This window comes from Kribbella sp. NBC_00382, assembly GCF_036067295.1.
Classification (GTDB): Bacteria; Actinomycetota; Actinomycetes; order Propionibacteriales; family Kribbellaceae; genus Kribbella.
In genome coordinates, this window is record NZ_CP107954.1 from 6,631,788 (window position 1) to 6,651,341 (window position 19,554).

Here is a 19,554-nt window from a genome sequence, read left to right on the forward strand (position 1 = left end):
CGCCGGTACGGAGCCCTCAGGTGAGGCGGCGGACGGCGGTGTCTTGGCGGGGTTTTTCGTTGGGGGCTATCCGGATGTTGGTGTCGAGGACGGTGGCGCCTTGGGCGGCTACCAGGACGGAGCGGAGGTCGCAGCGGACTACCTCCTCGAGCTCCAGGGTTAGGCGGGAGACTCGGTGGAGGAGGTTCTCGATGGCTGGGATGTCGACCGGATCGGAGCCTCGGTAGCCGAAGAGGAGCGGGGCTGCTCGGACCTCGCGGACCATCTCGGCAGCGTCGGTGGTGGTGAGGGGTGGCATGCGGTAGGCGCGGTCGCCTAGGAGGTCGGTGGCGACGCCGGACAGGCCGAAGGTGACGACCGGGCCGTAGGAGACGTCCTCCAGGGCGGAGATGACCACTGGTACGCCGGGGGGCGCCATCTTCTGGACGACGAACTGGGCCCGTCCAGGGTCCGAGGCGACGCCGAAGGTTCGGGTCATCTCGGCCCAGGCGCCACGCATGTCGTCCTCGTCGTGGATGTGGCGCCAGATGTCCGCGAGGTCGGGACGCATCCGCCACTGCTCGGCGGTCGCCTTGAGGATGACCTCGAAGCCCAGGTCGGCCGCGCGGTCGACGGCTTCGTCCGCGGACAGCACGGGGAAGGCGGGCAGCACGCTGATGTCGTAGAAACTCAACAGCCGTTGGCGATCGGCGTCGTCCAGGTCGGCGCCGTGCGGATGCCGTTGCAAGAACTCGGCGACGAAGTCCTCGGCGCCGGCCGTGTCGACGCTCGGCAGGTCGGGGATCCGGCTGTCCGCGCGGCGGCGCCACTCGGCGTACGTCGTGGCCTTCGCGAGCGCTCCCACCGCGTACTGCGGAGACGAGAACGAAGGAATCGAGCCACGAGCAGCGCCCCCGTGCTCATCGGCGACGCGAAGCTGCTCGGGAACGCTGCGCGATGCGAGGAAGGTAGAGACGACCGGCTTGTCGGAACCGGCGGCCGCGGCGGCGAGCACTCGCGCGACCTCGGCGCCGTTCGACTGGACCGGCGGGGTGAAGATCACCACCACCGAATGCACCCGATCGTCCGCGAACACCTCGCTCAGCGCCTCACCGAAGTCGGCAGCCGTCGCCTCGGCGTTTAGCGTGCGCGGCTCCCCCGCGACGTCGAGCCCGTAGCCCGCCACCGAATCGAGCGCGAGCAGGGTCAGCGCGTCCGAGTTGCTCACGATCGCCACCCGGCGACCCTTGGGCAGCGGCTGGTGCGCGACCAACTGGGCGACGTCGAACAGCTCCCCCGGCGTGTCGACGCCGATCAGGCCGCTCTGCCGGAACAGCGAGTCGACCGTTGCCGGTGGCAACGTGCTGCGGCGGACCGTGTGCCCGAGCGGCACACCCTGAGTGGCGCGGCCCGACTTGAGCGCGATCACCGGCTTGCGACCGGCCAGCCGTCGCGCGACCCGGCTGAACTTGCGCGGGTTGCCCAGCGACTCCAGGTAGAGCAGGACGACCTCGGTCGCCTCGTCCGAGTACCAGTACTGCATCAAGTCGTTGCCGGAGACATCAGCACGGTTACCCGCCGAGACGAAGCTCGACAATCCGAGCCCACGACCGGCCATGTCGGCCAGGATCGACACGCCGAGCGCCCCGGACTGGCAGAAGAACGCGACCCGCCCCGGGCTCGGCATCAACGGCGAGAGCGTTGCGTTCAGGCTGACCCCGTCGGCCGTGTTGATCACTCCGAGCGCGTTCGGCCCGATCACGCGCATCCCGTACGACCGGGCGAGGCCGACCAGGTACCGCTGCCGCTTACGCCCTTCCTCACCGATCTCGGCGAACCCGCTCGACACCACTACCAGCCCGCGCACGCCCTTGGCCGCGCAGTCCAGGATGACGTCGGCAACCATCTCCGCGCGCACCGCGACCACGGCCAGGTCGACCGGCCCGTCGACATCCCGGATCGTCGGGTACGCCGGTACGCCCTCGATCTCACTGGCCTGGGTGTCAGCGTTGACCGCGTACAGCCGTCCTGGGAATCCCCCGTCGCGCAGGTTGCGCAGCAGTGCATTGCCGATCGTGCCCTCGCGTCGCGACGCGCCGATCACGGCGACACCGGCCGGAGTCAGCAACCGGGCGATCGAGAGCGCCTCCGAGCGCTGCTCGCGGGCCTGCATCACCCCGAACGAGGTGTCGGTCGGCGCGATGTCGAACTCGACCATGATCACGCCGTCCTCGAACTCCCGGGCGACCTTGTAGCCGGCCTCGGTGAAGACGGTGATCATCTTGCGGTTGTCCGGCAGCACCTCGGCGATGAACCGGGCGATGCCGTGCTCGCGCGCCGCCTGGGCGAGGTGCTCGAGCAGCAGTTGCCCGAGGCCACGGCCCTGGTGCGCGTCCTCGATCAGGAAGGCGACCTCGGCCGTCCGCGGGCCGGTGCGCTCGTAGCGGCCGACGCCGATCATCTCGTCGCCGACCGTCACGATCAGCGCGAGCCGGTCCACGTAGTCGACCTGGGTGAAGCGCGCCACGTCGCGGTCGGACAGTTGCGGGTACGGCGCGAAGAACCGGTAGTACTTCGACTGCTCCGAGACGCGCGCGTAGAAGGCCACCAGCAGGTCCGCGTCACCAGGCGTGATCGGCCGCAAGTGCGCTGTCGCCCCGTCGCGCAGCACCACGTCCGCCTCGTACACCGCCGGATAGCCCTCTGGGTACTCCAGGACATACTGGGCCGGTCGCTGGGGCTGCTCCGGCATTGTCACGCGGCCAGCGTACTCACTCACCAGATTTCGGAGGACGGCAATTCCATGTGGTGGTTGAGTGCGATCGGTGGCATCGCTGCGCTCGTCACCGGTCTGCTGGGGCCGTCTGACGCTCTCGACGTGATTCAGCGAATCGCTCCCGTGCTGGTCTTCCTGGTCGCCGTCACGGTGATCGCCGGGCTCGCCGACGCCGCGAAGGTCTTCGACGTGGCGGCACGTGAGGCGGCTCACCTCGCCCGCGGCCGGATGTGGCGGCTCTGGCTGCTCGTGGTGGTGCTCGCGACCGCCCTGACCATCGTGCTGTCGCTGGACACCTGTGCCGTGCTGCTCACGCCGGTGGTGCTCGCGATGGCGCGCCAGCTCGAGATCCCGCCGAAGCTGTTCGCGTTCACCACGGTCTGGCTGGCCGGCACCGCCTCGATGCTGCTGCCGGTGTCCAATCTCACCAACCTGCTCGCGCTGCACCAGTTCGACCGGCTCGGTCTCGGGCTGCGCGACTACCTCGGCCTGAGCTGGCGACCGGCCATCGCGGCGATCCTGATCACGGTCGTCGTCCTGGCCGTGCTGTTCCACAAGGACCTGCGCCGGTCGTACGAAGTGCCGCCGACGCCCGACCTGGACGACAAGGTGCTCTTCTGGGGCTCGGCGGCGGTCTGCCTGGCGCTCGGTCCCGCGTTCGTCACCGGTATCGACGTCGCCTGGCCGGCCAGCATCGGCGCGCTGGTGCTCGTCGTGCTCTTCGCCGTCCGGCGCCGCGCGGAGCTCACCTGGGTCCTGGTGCCCTGGCGCCTGGTCATCACCGTGGTCGGACTGTTTCTCGTCGTCGGCGCCCTCACCGCCCACGGACTCGAAGGCCTGCTCAGCGACATCGCCGGCAACGGAAACGGCCTGGCCGCGCACCTCCGGCTGACCGGCACGGCAGCGCTCGGCGCCAACGCGGTCGACAACCTTCCCGCGTACCTGGCGATGGAGCCGGTGGCCTCGGCGGACGGGACCCGGATGATGCTGCTGCTGATCGGGGTGAACTGCGGCTGCCTGCTCACCCTCTGGGGCTCGCTGGCCACCCTCCTGTGGCGCGACCGCTGCCGTGCCGCCGGAGTCCACATCTCCTGGTGGTCGTTCCTGTGGCGCGGGCTGATCCTGACCCCGCTCGTCCTCACCGGAGCCGTGCTCGCCGTCAGCCTCGGCTGACGGCCAGCACAACCACGGGAAAGACGCTGGATCGAACATGCGTTCGACTTTAGTCACAGATCGCAGTGTTTCGCAAACCCGGATGTCGCGTTGCCGATCTCGGTGCGCTCGGCAATAGTGCGCACCATGAGCCAGGAACAGAGCACCTCGGACAACACCCGCACGTTCCGTGAGGCACGCGACTTCCTGGTCGCCCATCGCGAGGACTACGACACCGCGTACCGCGAGTTCAGCTGGCCTGCTTTCGACCAGTTCAACTGGGCGCGGGACTGGTTCGACGCACTCGCCGTCGAACAGGCCGAGGTCGCCGCGCTGACCATCGTCGAGGAGGACGGCGAGGTCAACTCGCTCACCTACGCGGAGATGGCCGAGCGATCCCGCCAGGTGGCCGGCTGGCTCACCGAGGCCGGACTGCAGCCAGGCGACCGGGTACTGATCGTGCTCGGCAACATCGTCCCGCTGTGGGAGGTGATGCTCGGCTGCATCCGGGCCGGCGCGGTGATGATCCCCGCGACCACACTGCTCACCGATGCGGATCTGGCCGACCGGATCACGCGCGGTGCAGTACGGGCCGTCGTGACGACCGATCAAGATGCCCCCAGGTACGAAGGTATCGCTGATCAGTGCATCCGGGTCAGCGTCGGCGGACCTGTGGACAACTGGCTCGACTACGAGGACTCCAAGACCTACGACGGCCCGGTTCCCGCGCCCGACACCAAGGCCGACGACTCGCTCCTGCTCTACTTCACCTCCGGTACGACGAGTCAGCCCAAGCTCGTCGAGCACACCCAGGTCAGCTACCCGGTCGGCCATCTGTCCACGATGTACTGGATCGGCCTGCAACCCGGCGACGTGCACCTCAACGTCTCCTCACCCGGCTGGGCCAAGCACTCCTGGAGCAACGTCTTCGCGCCCTGGAACGCGGGCGCGACCGTCTTCCTCTACAACTACACCCGCTTCGACGCCGAGAAGATGCTCCGGGTCCTGCAGACCTACGGCGTGACCACCTTCTGCGCCCCGCCGACCGTCTGGCGGATGCTGATCCAGGCCGATCTGTCCGCGGTGGACATCAAGATCCGCGAGTGCATCTCGGCCGGCGAGCCGCTCAACCCCGAGGTGATCGAGCAGGTCCGCAACGCCTGGGACGTCACCATCCGCGACGGCTACGGCCAGACCGAGACGACCGCGCAGATCGGCAACCCGCCCGGCCAGCCGGTCAAGCTCGGCTCGATGGGCCGGCCGCTGCCGGGGTACAAGATCGCACTAGTCGACCCGGCCACCGACGAGGTCGGCGACGACGGCGAGATCTGCATCGAGCTCGCTCCCCCGCCGGTCCCGCTGATGCGCGGTTACCGGGACGCCGATGAGATGACGGAAGAGGCGATGCGCGGCGGCTTCTACCACACCGGCGACGTCGCAAGCCGGGACGAAGAGGGCTACATCACCTACGTCGGCCGCTCTGACGACGTGTTCAAGGCCAGTGACTACCGGATCTCGCCGTTCGAGCTGGAGTCGGTACTGATCGAGCACCCGGCCGTGGCCGAGGCTGCCGTCGTACCGTCGCCAGACCCGGTTCGCCTCTCGGTACCGAAGGCGTACGTCGTCCTGGCGGCTGGCCATGAGCCGTCACGGGAGCTGGCCAAGGACATCCTGCAGTTCTGCCGCGACCACCTGGCGCCGTACAAGCGGATCCGGCGGATCGAGTTCGCGGAGCTGCCGAAGACGATCTCGGGCAAGATTCGCCGGGTCGAGCTGCGCGCGGACGAAGCCGCCAAGGTGGACCAGGGCGAACCCACCGAACACGCCTACGACGAGGCCGACTTCCGGGACGCTTAACAAGTCAGGTGGTGCAATAGTCCGATGTCGCACGACACGGGCCTGGGGATCGCCGCAGTAATAGTGCTCCCACTCCTAGTCGCTATCGCCGTTGTGGCGTCACGACTCGCCTCCCTGCGGCATGAGAAGGGCATCGTCACAGCCGCCCTCCGTGCCCTGGTCCAGCTGGCCGTTGTCGGCGCGGTGGTCGGTTTCGCGCTCCAGTCGATCTGGGGAACGCTCGCCTTCATCCTGGTGATGATGGTCGTCGCCACGATCACCAGTGCTCGCCGCATCCGGCACGTGGCGGTGGTACCGGGTCAGTACCTGTACTGCGCTGCCGCGATCGCCGGGGGCGCAACCCTGGTACTCCTCCTGCTCGTCCTCCCCGGCGTGGTGCCGCGCAACCCGGGCAGCATCCTCCCGATGGGCGGCATCATCGTCGGCGGCGCGATGAACGCCACCACGCTCGCCGGGCGCCGGCTGCTGTCGGAGTACGGCGGCCGGTACGGCGAGTTCGAGGCGGGTCTGTCGATCGGCCTGATGCAACCGGACGCGTTCAAACTCGTGGCCGGCCCGGTCGCCGGCGACGCCTTGCTGCCTTCGCTCGACCAGACCCGCACGGTCGGCCTCGTCACGCTGCCGGGCGCCTTCGTCGGGATGGTCCTCGGCGGCGCCTCACCGACAGCTGCTGCGGCGTTGCAACTCGTAGTACTGATCGGCCTGCTCGCGGCCGGATCGATCGCCATCCTGACCACAACCGAGCTCCTTGCCCGGTCATCCCTTCCCGACGGGCGTACCGTTTCCTCATGACCGACGACAAGAGCCTTTTCAGCCGGATCGACGAGCTTGTTGCCGAGGAGCACGATCTGCGGACCAAGCACGCGGCCGGCGAGATCAACGATGCCGACGAGAAGGAACGCCTGCGCAAGCTCGAGGTCGAGCTGGATCAGTGCTGGGACCTGCTGCGCCAGCGCCGCGCCAAGCGTGAGTTCGGCGAGAACCCCGAGGACGCCCAGGCCCGCTCGGGCGACGTCGTCGAGGGCTACCTCAATTGAGACGAACCGGATGGGCCTCAAGCCTGAGGCCCATCCGGCGAGAGCTCAGAAGCCGCGGAGGTTGTCCGGGCGGATCCGGATCAGCACCGAGTAGTCGCGGTGGAAGTCGTCCGCGGTCAGGCTCAGTCCGCTCATGCCGGCCGCGTACTTCGCGTTGTACGCGGCCAGCTCCTCGTCCGTGGCCGGCTTGCCGTCGAGTACGGCGTCACCGGTGAGCACGCCGACGTCGCCGCCCGAGTGGGTCGCGTTGAAGTTGACCGCCACCCGGGACTGCCCGGCGATGTTGCGGAGCTTGGCCTGGCCGGGCTGGCTGAAGACGAGAACCTCGGTACCGTTCCAGCCGAACCAGACCGGGTTCGGCTGCGGCGTACCTGACTTGCCGACGGTGGTCAGCCAGATGACCAGCTCGTCGTTCAGGCGGCGCTCGATCCGCGCGCCGAAAGCGGTGGAGTTGTCGATGGTGAACATATTGGCCCCTCAGAACTCGCCGGAACGGGTCAGGTCGGACCCAGGCGTCCCCACTCGATCGCCGGGCAGCGGTTCATCACCATCGTCAGACCCGCGGCCGTCGTCCGGGTGTAGGCGTCCGGATCCACCACATCCAGCTGGAACCAGACCGCCCGCGCATTGATTCCCACCGCCTGGTCCGCGACCGCGCCGGCGAGCTCGGACCGTACGAAGACATCCACACAATCCACCGGGAACGGGATGTCGGCCAGCGACGCGTATCCCTGCTCGCCATGCACGGTCTCAGCCGACGGATGCACCGGCACGATCCGCTTCCCCTGCCGCTGCAGGAACCTCGCCACCCCGTACGCCGCCCGCTGGGTGTTGCTCGACAACCCCACCACAGCCCACGTCTCGCAGTCGGCCAGCACCTTACGGATGTCACTCTCATCAGCCCACGTCACAAGCCAATCATCCCTCGCCGACCAACCGGCGTAGGCTGCGAGCGACCCCGGACTCGACGACAGCTCACTCAGAGCTGCCCGCCACACCGGCCAGCGCACGGTACGTGCCCGCCATCGTCGACCCGAAGGATCCTCCCGTGACGACCGCAGCAGCCAGCCCCGCCGCGACAACGCGCATCCTGCTCGACACCACCAACACCAAGAACACCCTGCTCGACGGCGCCTGGTGGCCGCGCTCGAACGACCCGTACGCCGAACTGCCGGCCCTCGTCGAGGCGATCGACAGCCTGCGTGGACCCGTCAAGCGCCTGATCCTGCACGCCGGCGACTGGGCCGAGCAGCCCACCAAGCTGCAGGCGGCCGGCCGGGTGATCAAGCTCGGGTACTTCCGCAGCCAGCCCGCCACCCTGCTGACCGCGATCTGCGAGCAGCAGGCCCGCGTCGACCTGATGATCATCCCGCTCGACACCCCGGCCGAGACCGCCGAGGCAGCGATGAAACTGGCCGCGACCGCAACCAACCGGATCAACACCCCGGGCATCCTCAAGGCGGTCACCGGCTAGTTCAGCGAGGTTCAGCCGCGTAGGTAGGTGAGGACGGCTGAGACTCGGCGGTCTCGGCCGTCGGGTAGGTCGAGTTTGGCGAAGATGTTGCCGACGTGTTTGCGGACTGCTGCCTCGCTGACCACGAGTTCCGAGGCGATCGAGGAGTTGACCCGGCCCTCGGCCATCAGGGCCAGTACTTCGAGTTCGCGCGGTGTCAGCGCTGCCAATGGACCGTCGTCGCGCCGGCGTGCCAGCAACTGCCGCACCACCTCGGGATCGACGACCATCCCACCCTCGGCGACCCGGTCGAGCGAGGCGAGGAACTCGGTCACGTGCCCGACCCGGTCCTTAAGCAGGTACCCGATCCCCCCGGTCGTTGTCTCCAGCAACGACGAGAGGTACGCGTCGGCGACGTACTGCGACAGCACCAAGATCCCGATCTGCGGCAGCTCGGCCCGGATCGCGGCAGCCGCCCGTAGACCCTCGTCACTGTGGCCGGGCGGCATCCGCACGTCCGTGATGACGACGTCCGGCGGATCCTTGCGCACGACGGCCAGCAACGTGTCCGCGTCGCCGACGGTGTCGCGGACTTCGTGGCCGGCCCGGTCCAGGATGCTGGCCAGTCCTTCGCGCAACAGCAGTGAGTCTTCAGCCAGGACGATGCTCAGTCGTCGAGCCGGCACGGGCACTCCATCCTCAGTCGAGTGGGCCCACCGGGTGGGCTGGACAGGTCGAGTGTGCCTCCCAACGCGTCCAGTCTCGTCACCAGCCCTTTCAATCCTGTCCCACCGGCCGCATCGAAGGTCGCTCCACCGACACCGTCGTCGGTGACCGTCACGACCAGCCGGTCGCCCGCGACCCAACCCTCGACCTCACACCGGGTTGCCTGGGCGTGTTTCGCCACGTTGCCGAGGGCCTCGCTCACGACGAAGTACGCGGCCCCCTCGATCGGCGTAGGGAGTCTGTCGGGCAACGTCATCCGCACACTCACCGGCAGCGGGCTCCGGTCAGCGACCTCTCGTACCGCCGCCTCCAACCCGTGGTCCACCAGCACACGCGGATGGATCCCCCGCACCGCCTCGCGCAGATCCGCCAACGCGGCCTCGGCCTCACCATGCGCCTTCACCACCAGCCTGCGCCCCTCCCCCTCGGGCAGGTCAAGCTCGGCGAGTCCCAGCGTCATCGTCAGCCCGACAAGCCGCTGTTGTACGCCGTCATGCAGATGCCGCTCGATCCGCGCCCGCTCAGTCTCGAACGCGTCGACCAGATCGAGCCGGGACCGGCGCAGCTCCGCGACGTTGCGCCGCAACTCTTCCTCCCGCGGCCCGAGCAACGCCTTCGCCAACTCCGCCTCGGCCCCGGCGAGAGCCCCGAGAATGTACGAGCTGATGACGTAGAAGGGCGGCCCGAACAGGACCAGGAAAGCCCAGCCCTCTCGACCGGTGTCCAGGGTCCACGGCCCCATCCCCATCTCCTCGTGCGCGGCGATCCACGGCGCGGCCAACGTCAGGCCGAGCGCCGTCGCGCTGATCCCCCCGAACAGTGCGCTCAGCGGCCAGACGAAGACGCCCAGCACGAGCCCGTACCCGAGTGCCCGCAGCGACGCACGCTCGCGGCGCCGGAAGGTCAGCCGGGCCCGCAGCCGGTACCCCGGCGGGATCGTCGCGTGTGGCGACCGCACGCCGGCCGGGATCATCAGCCGCACCCGCCACCGCTCGATGCGGCCGATCACCATCCCGGCGAGCGGGAACGCCATCAGCATCCAGATACCGATGATCAGTGGACTGAGCACCAGGCTGAGGCCGACGGCAGCGAACAGCAGGGCGATCGTCAACGCGCCGACGGGCACCGAACTGAGCAGGTAGGCATAACTGCGCCAGGGCCACGACGAGATGAGGAACCGCCTCGATGCCAGGGCGGCCCACGCCGTGTCCGGTTTCTCCACTCGCTCAACACTAGGTCCGGTACGGGCCCCAGGTCGGTAGCGTGCGCGCTACTCCAGGTGTCCCGCGTAAGCCAGGGTGGCGAGGCCACCAAACGAGTTGGCTGGAACCATGACCAGCACCGCGCCGACGCGCTACCCCGTCGTACCGAGTGAACCGCCTGCCCTGCTACTGGACGGGATCACCAAGACGTACCGCTCCAAGGCCGGCTCGGTCGAGGCGCTGCGAGGCGTCACCTACCACTTCGTCCGCGGCTCCTTCACCGCTGTCATGGGTGCGTCCGGCTCGGGCAAGTCCACCCTGCTGCAGTGCGCGGCCGGGCTCGACCAGCCGACGTCCGGCGAGGTGATGCTCGGCGGTACCAGCCTGCGCGGGCTCGGCGAGGTCGCGCTCACCAAGCTGCGCCGGGAGCAGATGGGCTTCGTGTTCCAGGCGTACAACCTGCTCCCCTCGCTCACCGTCTACGACAACATCGCGCTGCCGTTGCGGCTGACCGGCCGCAAGCCGCGCCGCGACGAAGTTCATCGGGTACTCGACCAAGTCGGCCTCGAAGGCAAGGCCCGGCGCCGCCCGGCCGAGCTCTCCGGCGGGCAGCAGCAACGGGTCGCGATCGCGCGTGCCCTGATCACCCAGCCGGCTGTCTTCTTCGCCGACGAGCCGACCGGCGCGCTGGACAGCAGCACCAGCCGGCAGATCCTCGGGTTGTTGCGTGAGGCAACTGATCGAGCGGGCCAGACCGTTGTCATGGTCACCCACGACCCGGTCGCCGCGGCGTACGCCGAACGTGTCCTCTTCCTGTCCGACGGCCTGGTCGCCGGACAGATCGACCGTGGCACCCCGGCCCAGATCGCCGCGGCCATGAGCGACCTGGAGCGCTGATGTTCTTCCTGAGCCGGCAAACCGTCCGCCGGCACCTGTCCCTGTACGCCGGTTCCTTCGTCGCGCTCGCCGTCGGTGTCTTCCTCCTCGGGCTGGCCGCTACCGCAACCGCCGCCACCATCGCGTACCACGGCCCGGCCGCCGACTACATCACCGTCAACCTGCCCCACGCCGATCCGCCGACCACCGCGCGAGTCCTGCTCTCAGGTGAGGACGCATCCGGCCTCCAGGTCGTGCTCAGCATGGTCGGCGTGCTCAGCGGCTTCATCACCATCTTCGTCATCGCGAGCACCTTCGCGTTCGCCGTTGCGTCCCGGCGCCGGGAGGTCGGTCTGATCCGGTTGATCGGTGCGACGCCGAAGCAGGTCAAGCGGATGGTGCTCGGCGAGGCGCTCGTCGTCGCGCTCGCGGCATCGCTGACGGGCGCGGTACTCGCTCAGCTGGTGACTCCGCTGGTGCTGGCCAAGGCGTCATACACGGAACTGGCGCCGGTGAAGCTCGAAGCGGCCAGCCCCTGGGTGCCCCTCGCGATCGCGGTCGGCGCCGGACTGGTCGTCGCGCTCCTCGGCGCGCGATCGGCCGCTCGCCGGGCCGGGAAGGTCGGAGCCGTCGATGCCCTACGTGAGGCAGCGCTCGAGCCGCCGCGGATCGGGCCTGTCCGGGTGATCTTCGGCGTACTCTTCCTGGCCGCGGCGATCGTGCTGCTCGCCCTGATCCGCCCGGGCACCGGCGAAGCCGTCGTCCCGCTCGCGATGTTCACCCCGATGCTGCTGGTCATCGCGCTGACCTTGCTCGCGCCGCTCGTTGTCCCGTTGGTGAGTTGGCTGTGGGCGCTGCCGCTGGTCGCCTGGACGCAGGTCTCCGGACGACTTGCCCGCAGCAATGTTGTCGCGGCGCCCCGCCGCAGCGCTTCGCTGGCCGCTCCGATCCTGGCCATCTCCGCGATCGCCGGCTCGATGGTCCTCACCCTCAGCTTCGCCGCCGACGCCGCCACGGCGACGATCCGGGACACCGTCCGTACGCCGATCGTGGTGACCGCACCAGAGGACTCCGCGCCGCTGGGCGACCGCATCCTCGGTACGCCCGGAGTCGGGTACGCCGACGGCGCCGTCCCGGTCCGGCTGATCCGTACCGACCGCGACAGCGCCGAACTGGAGGACGCCGAAGGGATCGACCCGGCGATCGCCACCAAGGCCCGCGCGATCACCACGCTCAGCGGAGACCTGGCCGGGATGACCGGCAAGAAGGTTGCTGTGAGCAATCAAGTGGACGGGCACAAGTATCGGGTCGGCGACTCGATCGACGTCACCTTCGCCGACCGGACGACGGACCGGCTCGAGGTGGTCGCAATCCTCAAGGGAGCACCCGAGGTCAATCCCCCGCTGTTCATGTCGCTCGACCTCGCCCGCCGGCACGCCCCCCAAGCCGGCCCGACCCGCTGGTTCGTCCAACCGGCCGAGGGTGTCGACGCGGCCACGCTCATCAAGGCGCTCGACGAGCGACTGGCAGGTACGGGCGCGGACGCCGTACCGGCCACCGAGTGGGAGCAAGAGCAGGGTGAAGGGATCCGGACGGGCAACCAGCTCGGGCTGATCCTGCTGCTCGGCCCGGCCGCGTTGTACAGCGCCATCGCGATCGCCAACACCCTCCTGATGGGCAGCCTCCAACGCCGCCACGAGTTCGTCACCTCCCGCCTGCTCGGTGCCACGCCTGCGCAGATCCGCCGGATGGTGTTGTGGGAATCGTCGCTGGTCGGAGTGGTCGCGATCAGCCTGGGAACGGTGATCACGGTGACGGTCGGCCTGCTGATCCGGCACGCGATGACTGCTGACTTGTCAGATGTTCCGACGACCGTGCCCTGGGCGACGCTGCTGGGGATCGGCTCGGTCTGTCTCGTCCTGGCGGTGGGATCCGCGCTCGTACCGACCTCCTTCATCCTCCGCCGATCCCATCCCTCCGGCGCGGTCGACTAGCCGTTACGGCGTACGCTGTGCGGACTCTGGGGGCCCAAATCCGGCGGACAGCCGGGTCGGTGCTGGGATCGAGCACCCCCGGCAGTGACAATGGGCCCCAGCCGCCAAGCAGCTCGTACCTGAGCTGAGTCGATGAGGAGCACGCAGACCCGCATGGCACGCCGTACCAGCAGCACCGCCGAACCCGAGGACTTCGAGGAGCACATCCTCGATGTCGACGTCTCCGACGAGATGCGCAGCAGCTTCCTGGAGTACGCCTACTCGGTGATCTACTCCCGGGCCCTGCCGGACGCCCGCGACGGACTGAAGCCGGTCCAGCGCCGGATCCTGTTCTCGATGGCCGAGAACAACATCCGGCCCGACCGCGGTCACGTGAAGAGCGCCCGTGTCGTCGGTGAGGTCATGGGTAAGTACCACCCGCACGGCGACGGCGCGATCTACGACGCGCTGGTCCGGACCGCGCAGCCCTGGTCGATGCGGCTGCCGCTGATCGACGGCCACGGAAACTTCGGCTCGCTCGACGACGGCCCGGCCGCGATGCGGTACACGGAGTGCCGGATGGCTCCGTCGGCCGTGGCGATGACGAATGGCCTGGACGAGAACGTCGTCGACTACAAGCCGAACTACGACGGCCGGGAAGAAGAGCCGTCCGTACTGCCGGCCGCCTTCCCGAACCTGCTGGTCAACGGCGCCGCCGGCATCGCGGTCGGGATGGCCACCAACATGGCCCCGCACAACCTGGTCGAGGTGATCCAGGCGCTGCGGCACCTGATCAAGACGCCGGGCGCCGACATCGACGACCTGATGCGCTTCATCCCCGGCCCGGACCTGCCGACCGGCGGCAAGATCGTCGGCCTGGAAGGCATCAAGGACGCGTATCTGACCGGCCGCGGCAGCTTCAAGATGCGGGCCACCGCCCGGATCGAGAACGTCACCCCACGGCGCAAGGGCATCGTGGTCACCGAGCTGCCCTACACGGTCGGCCCGGAGAAGGTGATCGAGAAGATCAAGACGCTGGTCCAGGCCAAGAAGCTGCAGGGCATCGCCGACGTCAAGGACCTGACCGACCGGGCGCACGGGACCCAGCTGGTGATCGAGGTCAAGAACGGCTTCGTGCCCGAGGCACTGCTCGAGCAGCTCTACAAGATGACGCCGCTGGAGGACTCGTTCTCCATCAACGCCGTCTGCCTGGTCGACGGCCAGCCGCGCACGCTCGGGCTGAAGGAACTGCTCGAGGTCTACCTGGGTCACCGGTACGACGTGACGCGCCGGCGCACCGAGTTCCGCCGCAAGAAGGCGCAGGACCGGCTGCACATCGTCGACGGCCTGCTGGTCGCGATCCTGGACATCGACGAGGTCATCCAGATCATCCGGACCAGCGACGACGCGGCCGCCGCGCGGACCCGGTTGATGGACATCTACGACCTGTCCGAGGTGCAGACGAACTACATCCTGGACATGCCGCTGCGCCGGCTGACGAAGTTCTCCAAGCTCGAACTCGAGACCGAGAAGGGCGAGCTCGAGCGCGAGATCGAGAAGCTGTCCGCGATCCTGAACGACGAGACGCTGCTGAAGAAGACCGTCTCCGAGGAGCTCGCCGACGTCGCCAAGACCTATGGCACCCCGCGTCGCACGGTCCTGCTCGAGTCGTCCGGCGCGACCAAGACGGCGGCCGTGCCGCTCGAGGTCACCGACGACCCGTGCTGGGTGCTGCTGAGCTCCACCGGGTTGCTCGCGCGGACCAATGGCGTCGAGGCGTTCGGTGGCGGCGAGGACCGGGCCAAGCACGATGCGATCGTCTCGGCGATCAAGAGCACCGCCCGCGGTCAGTACGGGCTCATCACCAGCGCGGGACGGTTGATCCGGCTGGAGTCGCTCGACCTTCCCGCAGTACCGACGACCGCCTCGGCGCCGAACCTGCAGGGTGGGGCGCCGGTCGCCGAGTTCATCTCGCTGGATGCCGGTGAGAAGGCGCTGGCGCTCACCACGATGGACCCGGACTCGATCGGTGTCGCGCTCGGGACTTCGACCGGTGTCGTCAAGCGGGTCACCCCGGATCACCTGAGCAACCGCGACTCGTGGGAGATCATCCGGCTCAACGACGGCGACGAGGTCGTCGGCGCGGTCGAGCTGACCACGGGTGAGGAAGAGCTCGTCTTCGTCTCCAGCGACGCGCAACTGCTGCACTACAGCGCTTCCGCGGTACGCCCGCAAGGCCGGACCGCCGGCGGCATGGCCGGCATCCGGTTGGCGGCCGGCCAGAAGGTCGTGTACTTCGGCGCCGTCGACCCGGCCAAGGAGTCGGTCCTGGTCACCATCTCCGGCTCGTCGTCGGCGCTCCCGGGCACCGAGGTCGGCCAGGTCAAGGTGACGCCCTTCAGTGAGTACCCGGGCAAGGGCCGCGCGACCGGAGGCGTTCGATGCCACCGGCTGCTCAAGGGTGAGGACGGGCTGCTGCTCGCCTTCGCCGGAGCGGCCCCGGTCAAGGCCAGCGCCAACAGCGGCGCCCCGGTCGAGCTTCCCCCGCTGGACCCCCGACGCGACGGTTCCGGCGTACCGGTGGCTCAGCCGATCGCGGCGGTTGCCGCAGACCTGGCAGGCTGAGCCCATGAAGAAACTGGTCACGTTCGGTGCGGTACTCGTACTGGCTGTGTCACTGGCAGCTTGTGGCGGCAAGAAGGACAACGCCGCTGCCAAGACCGCTGACGATCCGGTCGCGCTGCTGACCGAGGTCAAGAAGACGATCGACGACGCCGCGAGTGTGCACGTCGTGATCACCGGGCGGGACCTGCCGAGCTCCGGTCAGGTGCTCGCCAGCGGTGACGGCGTCGCCACCCATGCGCCGGCGTTCAAGGGCAAGCTGACAGTCCGTACCGCCGGTTCGCCGATCGATGCGGAGGTCGTCGCGGTCGGCGGCAAGGTCTACGCGAAGCTGCCGTTCCTGCCGGGGTTCAACGAGGTGCCACCGTCGCAACTGGCCGGTCTGGGCGCACCCGATCCAGCCATCCTGCTCGACCCTGCCAAGGGCCTGACGGGGGTGCTGCCGACGCTGAAGGACGCCAAGATCAAGGGCGACACCCGCGACGGCGCGAAGGTGCTGACCGAGGTCACCGGCTCGGTCGAGGGCAAGACGCTGCAGGGCATCTTCCCGAAGGCACCGGCCGACCAGGACTTCCCGAGCAGCTTCAAGATCGACAAGGACACCAAGCAACTCGTGTCGGCGACGATCACCGGCCCGTACTACGACGGCGCCACCAGCAGCTATGACGTGACCTTCGACAAGTACGGCGAGCAGGTAGAGATCACCAAGCCGTGACCGCCAGCCCCCGGGCGCGGCTGACGCTCGCGTCGGTCGCGGTCGCCTTCGCGGCGGCCGACACCTACGTCGTCGTACTGGCGTTGCCCGACATGATGTCCGGGGTCGGCCTGTCTGCGGATCAACTGCAGCGAGCCGCTCCGATCGTGTCGGGCTTCCTGCTCGGCTACATCGCAGTACTCCCGCTGATCGGCCGCATCGCCGACGTGGTCGGGCGTACGCCGGTACTGGTCGGCGCGCTGATGCTCTTCGCGGTGGGCTCGCTCATCACGGCCAGCTCCTACGACCTGTCGTTGGTCGTCACTGGGCGGTTCCTGCAAGGAGTCGGCGGCGGTGGTCTCGTACCGGCGACGCTGGCTCTGGTGGCCGACCTCTGGCCTGCTGACAAGCGCGGACTCCCACTAGGCATAGTCGGTGCAGTCCAAGAGCTTGGGTCAGTGTTGGGGCCTTTGCTTGGCGCTGCTGTTCTCGCGATCGCCGACTGGCGCTACATCTTCTGGCTCAACCTCACGGTCGCCGTCATCCTTGCTCTGCTCCTCCGCGGACTCCGACGGCCACCGCTGTCAGCTGCAGTCGGGTTGCTGGCCTGCATCGCGCTAGGTCTGACCCTGACCGCTCCAGAGCGACTAGCCAGCGGGGTCACGCTGGGTCTGCCGTTCGTACCGTTCTCTGGTGAGTCCCGGCTCCTCACGCCCATCGGCGTCGTCTCACTCGTGCTGCTGGTCCTTTGGCTCGCACTGATCCTCTTCAAGGCTCGGGCGAGCCTCAGGGATCTGGTGAAGCAGGTGGACCTGGTGGGCGCACTGCTACTCGCCTGTGCGCTGGCGGGCGTAGTACTGGCGTTCGCGACAGCTGATCCTGAGCGTGAGGTCATGGCACCGGCTGGGCCGTGGCTGCTGGTCGCCGCTGCGGTCTTCGCCGGGCTATTCGCCCTCTGGCAACGCCGTACTGCGCAGGCGATCGTCCCGCCCGGTCTGCTCGGCGCCAAGCCGGCCTGGGGATCGCTGGTGGTCAGCTTCCTCGTCGGGGCCGCCCTGATCGCAGCACTGGTCGACGTCCCCGTCTTCGCCCGTACTACGCAGAGAGGCGGCCAACTCGCGGCCGCGCTGGTCCTGCTGCGCTTCCTGATCGCCCTGCCCATCGGTGCTGTCGTCGGAGGCTGGCTGACGCGTCGCTACGGACTGGGCCTCATCACCGGCGCCGGGCTCGGGCTCGCCGGCGCCATGTTCGTCCTGATGGCCCTGTGGGAGAAGGACGCCCTCAAGCATGCCCCGGCCACCATCGCGCTGCTCGTCTGCGGCTTCGGGTTCGGGCTCGCCCTGTCGCCGGTCAACACCGCGATCCTCGGCGCCACCCGGCCGGACAGCCACGGACTCGTCAGCGCGCTGGTCGTGGTCGCCCGGATGATCGGCATGCTGATCGGCGTCTCGGCCCTGACCGCCCTCGGGCTGCGGCGCTACTACACGCTCGTCGACGACCTTCCGTCACCGAACGACCTCTGCCCGGGCAAGGCCCCGACCACCTGTCGTCCGTTCATCGACGGACTGCAGGAAGCAGCCATTTCACAAGTTCACACGATCTTCGCCGGGGCGGCGATCTGCGCGTTCGCGGCCGCGGTACTGGCTGTTCTGCTGCTCGGGCGGCGTGGCGCTGTCCACAGGTGACGATGGTCATGGGGACAAGGTCTCCGCTCGCGTACCGTCTTACTTGTGAGCGCAACAAACAGCGGCAGACCGGGCCTGTGCTCGACCTTCTGCCGTGACCTGCAGGAACCGATGCCCGGTACGGCGGTGGTCGCCACCGGCTGGATCGTCGTTGAGCAGCCAGGCCCGTGGGGCAACAAAGCGCCGACGCAGAGCCATCTCGATCCCGAGTTCGGCGCCAAGATCGACGCCGACGCGAAGAAGGCGGACCTGCGTTTCGGGCTGATCCGCTCCCCTGGCAGGCACGCCGACGCGGCACCGCGCTCCCACCAGGTCTATGTCGCCAGCACGGTCCCGGGCCGGACCTGGCTGCTCGGCGGCTGCGTCGCCGACCCGAAGATGCTGCTGGCACTCGATCTGCCGGCCGTCAGCCGTGGCGACCGAGACGCGGCGATGCGCTCGCTGCCAGAACTTGCCCCGGTCAACGAACCTGTCCTGCTGGTCTGTACCAACGGCAAGCGCGACGAATGCTGCGCACTGCTCGGCCGGCCGATCGTCAAGGCGCTGGCCGCTCAGGCACCCGGGCGGGTGTGGGAAGCGAACCACCTGGGCGGTCACCGGTTTGCGCCGACCGCTACTCTGCTGCCCGCAGGGATCATGTACGGCCAGCTCGACGTGGAGACGGCCGGAGCCATTCTCACCGCGGCCGACCGCGGTGAGACCGTCCTCGAGAAGCTGCGCGGCCGGTCCACCTGGACCAAGCGCGGCCAGCTCGCCGAGATCACTGTCCGCAACCTCATCGGCGAGGCCGGACTCGACGCCCTCGGCGTCGTGGCGGAAGACCTGGAGACCGTGACGGTCAGGCACCGCGACGGCCGGCTGTGGACCGTCGAGGTGATCAGCGAGTCCGCCGATCCACCCCGCCCGGAGTCCTGCGGAAAGGAACCGTTCGCCATGTCGATCCTGCGTGCCGCAAGCGTCACCCCCGGAGCCGCCTCATGAGCGCCACCCCTCGTAACTTCGACGACCTGCTGGCCGCCAACGTGGAGTACAGCAAGAATTTCCAGTACAGCGGTTTCGACGGGATCGCCCACGCGGGCATCGGTTTCGTCACCTGTATGGACTCCCGGATCCCGCCGCTGGAGCTGCTCGGCCTCAAGCCGGGCGACATGAAGGTGCTGCGCAGCGCCGGCGCCCGGGTCACCGAGGTGACCATGACCGGCCTGGTCCTCGGCGTCCAGCTGCTCGGCGTGAAGCGGATCATGATCGTGCCGCACACCCGCTGCGCGATGGCCTCGATGACCGAGGACGAGATGCGCGCCAAGGTCGAGGTGGCGGCCGGCAAACCGGCCGGGTACCTTCCCCTCAACGTCATCCCCGACCAGCTCGAGGCACTGCGCCACGACGTCGCCGCAGTCCGCGAACACCCCTTGATCGGCGACGACATCCTGGTCGGCGGCTTCATGTACGACGTCGATACAGGCTTGCTGGAGCAGATCACCTGACGCACGGATCCCTCGGTCCGGGGGCGGAGATCTGATAG

Annotated in this window: 17 protein-coding genes; 12 read left to right on the top strand and 5 right to left on the bottom strand. The window is 68.6% G+C overall.

What is annotated here, in order from left to right; all coding sequences use genetic code 11:
* Positions 1 to 16 precede the first annotated feature (16 nt).
* Complete coding sequence (locus tag OHA70_RS31490; protein WP_328335246.1) at positions 17 to 2,731, bottom strand: bifunctional acetate--CoA ligase family protein/GNAT family N-acetyltransferase; 2,715 nt, start codon at positions 2,729 to 2,731, stop codon at positions 17 to 19.
* A 51-nt stretch (positions 2,732 to 2,782) separates the two neighbouring features.
* Here OHA70_RS31490 and OHA70_RS31495 point away from each other — a divergent pair, with 51 nt between their 5' ends.
* The 4 genes from OHA70_RS31495 to OHA70_RS31510 all read left to right on the top strand — a co-directional run bounded on the left by OHA70_RS31495 (position 2,783) and on the right by OHA70_RS31510 (position 6,801).
* A complete protein-coding gene (locus OHA70_RS31495; protein WP_328323747.1) occupies positions 2,783 to 3,928 on the top strand; it encodes an SLC13 family permease in 1,146 nt (381 codons plus the stop codon).
* A 126-nt stretch (positions 3,929 to 4,054) separates the two neighbouring features.
* Positions 4,055 to 5,764, top strand: coding sequence for an AMP-binding protein (locus tag OHA70_RS31500; protein ID WP_328323749.1), 1,710 nt, complete (start codon positions 4,055 to 4,057; stop codon positions 5,762 to 5,764).
* Between the two features lie 24 nt (positions 5,765 to 5,788).
* Positions 5,789 to 6,556, top strand: a complete 768-nt coding sequence (locus tag OHA70_RS31505; protein ID WP_328323751.1) for an ABC transporter permease — start codon at positions 5,789 to 5,791, stop codon at positions 6,554 to 6,556.
* Positions 6,553 to 6,801 (top strand): DUF2630 family protein, encoded by a 249-nt coding sequence (locus tag OHA70_RS31510; RefSeq protein ID WP_328323753.1) that lies wholly within the window; start codon positions 6,553 to 6,555, stop codon positions 6,799 to 6,801. The genes OHA70_RS31505 and OHA70_RS31510 overlap by 4 nt, the downstream gene beginning before the upstream one ends.
* A gap of 45 nt (positions 6,802 to 6,846) precedes the next feature.
* On the opposite strand, the gene OHA70_RS31515 is transcribed toward OHA70_RS31510, so the two are convergent.
* Both OHA70_RS31515 and OHA70_RS31520 read right to left on the bottom strand, forming a co-directional pair.
* On the bottom strand, positions 6,847 to 7,269 hold the full coding sequence (locus OHA70_RS31515) for a TIGR03667 family PPOX class F420-dependent oxidoreductase (RefSeq protein WP_328323755.1): 423 nt from the start codon (positions 7,267 to 7,269) through the stop codon (positions 6,847 to 6,849).
* Between the two features lie 29 nt (positions 7,270 to 7,298).
* Complete coding sequence (locus tag OHA70_RS31520) at positions 7,299 to 7,712, bottom strand: CoA-binding protein (RefSeq protein ID WP_328323757.1); 414 nt, start codon at positions 7,710 to 7,712, stop codon at positions 7,299 to 7,301.
* Between the two features lie 137 nt (positions 7,713 to 7,849).
* On the opposite strand from OHA70_RS31520, the gene OHA70_RS31525 reads away from it, so the two are divergent.
* A complete protein-coding gene (locus OHA70_RS31525) occupies positions 7,850 to 8,275 on the top strand; it encodes a DUF5994 family protein (RefSeq protein ID WP_328323759.1) in 426 nt (141 codons plus the stop codon).
* Between the two features lie 11 nt (positions 8,276 to 8,286).
* Here the strand turns inward: OHA70_RS31525 and OHA70_RS31530 are convergent, their stop codons facing one another.
* A complete protein-coding gene (locus OHA70_RS31530) occupies positions 8,287 to 8,940 on the bottom strand; it encodes a response regulator transcription factor (protein WP_328323761.1) in 654 nt (217 codons plus the stop codon).
* Positions 8,922 to 10,202, bottom strand: a complete 1,281-nt coding sequence (locus OHA70_RS31535; RefSeq protein WP_328323763.1) for a sensor histidine kinase — start codon at positions 10,200 to 10,202, stop codon at positions 8,922 to 8,924. The genes OHA70_RS31530 and OHA70_RS31535 overlap by 19 nt, the downstream gene beginning before the upstream one ends.
* A 109-nt stretch (positions 10,203 to 10,311) precedes the next feature.
* Here OHA70_RS31535 and OHA70_RS31540 point away from each other — a divergent pair, with 109 nt between their 5' ends.
* From OHA70_RS31540 to OHA70_RS31570, 7 genes are all read left to right on the top strand, one after another.
* Complete coding sequence (locus OHA70_RS31540; protein WP_328323765.1) at positions 10,312 to 11,079, top strand: ABC transporter ATP-binding protein; 768 nt, start codon at positions 10,312 to 10,314, stop codon at positions 11,077 to 11,079.
* Positions 11,079 to 13,052 carry an FtsX-like permease family protein gene (locus tag OHA70_RS31545; RefSeq protein WP_328323767.1) on the top strand — a complete coding sequence of 658 codons (1,974 nt, stop codon included), beginning with the start codon at positions 11,079 to 11,081 and terminating at the stop codon, positions 13,050 to 13,052. The genes OHA70_RS31540 and OHA70_RS31545 overlap by 1 nt, the downstream gene beginning before the upstream one ends.
* A gap of 153 nt (positions 13,053 to 13,205) precedes the next feature.
* Positions 13,206 to 15,656: a DNA gyrase/topoisomerase IV subunit A gene (locus OHA70_RS31550; protein WP_328323769.1), complete on the top strand. Its 2,451-nt coding sequence runs from the start codon at positions 13,206 to 13,208 to the stop codon at positions 15,654 to 15,656.
* Between the two features lie 4 nt (positions 15,657 to 15,660).
* Complete coding sequence (locus OHA70_RS31555) at positions 15,661 to 16,368, top strand: LppX_LprAFG lipoprotein (protein WP_328323771.1); 708 nt, start codon at positions 15,661 to 15,663, stop codon at positions 16,366 to 16,368.
* Positions 16,365 to 18,032, top strand: a complete 1,668-nt coding sequence (locus tag OHA70_RS31560; RefSeq protein WP_328323773.1) for an MFS transporter — start codon at positions 16,365 to 16,367, stop codon at positions 18,030 to 18,032. Before OHA70_RS31555 ends, OHA70_RS31560 begins: the two co-directional genes overlap by 4 nt.
* A 45-nt stretch (positions 18,033 to 18,077) precedes the next feature.
* A complete protein-coding gene (locus OHA70_RS31565) occupies positions 18,078 to 19,013 on the top strand; it encodes a sucrase ferredoxin (protein WP_328323775.1) in 936 nt (311 codons plus the stop codon).
* Positions 19,010 to 19,516: a beta-class carbonic anhydrase gene (locus OHA70_RS31570; protein ID WP_328323777.1), complete on the top strand. Its 507-nt coding sequence runs from the start codon at positions 19,010 to 19,012 to the stop codon at positions 19,514 to 19,516. The genes OHA70_RS31565 and OHA70_RS31570 overlap by 4 nt, the downstream gene beginning before the upstream one ends.
* Positions 19,517 to 19,554 lie beyond the last annotated feature (38 nt).

What these genes read in the sequence shown, in the direction of transcription:
- OHA70_RS31515 (WP_328323755.1), bottom strand. Translation starts at nt 7,269, where the DNA reads ATGTTCACCATCGACAACTCCACCGCTTTCGGCGCGCGGATCGAGCGC.
- OHA70_RS31545 (WP_328323767.1), top strand. Translation starts at nt 11,079, where the DNA reads ATGTTCTTCCTGAGCCGGCAAACCGTCCGCCGGCACCTGTCCCTGTAC.
- OHA70_RS31510 (WP_328323753.1), top strand. Translation starts at nt 6,553, where the DNA reads ATGACCGACGACAAGAGCCTTTTCAGCCGGATCGACGAGCTTGTTGCC.
- OHA70_RS31505 (WP_328323751.1), top strand. Translation starts at nt 5,789, where the DNA reads ATGTCGCACGACACGGGCCTGGGGATCGCCGCAGTAATAGTGCTCCCA.
- OHA70_RS31490 (WP_328335246.1), bottom strand. Translation starts at nt 2,731, where the DNA reads ATGCCGGAGCAGCCCCAGCGACCGGCCCAGTATGTCCTGGAGTACCCA.
- OHA70_RS31540 (WP_328323765.1), top strand. Translation starts at nt 10,312, where the DNA reads ATGACCAGCACCGCGCCGACGCGCTACCCCGTCGTACCGAGTGAACCG.
- OHA70_RS31550 (WP_328323769.1), top strand. Translation starts at nt 13,206, where the DNA reads ATGGCACGCCGTACCAGCAGCACCGCCGAACCCGAGGACTTCGAGGAG.
- OHA70_RS31495 (WP_328323747.1), top strand. Translation starts at nt 2,783, where the DNA reads ATGTGGTGGTTGAGTGCGATCGGTGGCATCGCTGCGCTCGTCACCGGT.
- OHA70_RS31555 (WP_328323771.1), top strand. Translation starts at nt 15,661, where the DNA reads ATGAAGAAACTGGTCACGTTCGGTGCGGTACTCGTACTGGCTGTGTCA.
- OHA70_RS31570 (WP_328323777.1), top strand. Translation starts at nt 19,010, where the DNA reads ATGAGCGCCACCCCTCGTAACTTCGACGACCTGCTGGCCGCCAACGTG.
- OHA70_RS31500 (WP_328323749.1), top strand. Translation starts at nt 4,055, where the DNA reads ATGAGCCAGGAACAGAGCACCTCGGACAACACCCGCACGTTCCGTGAG.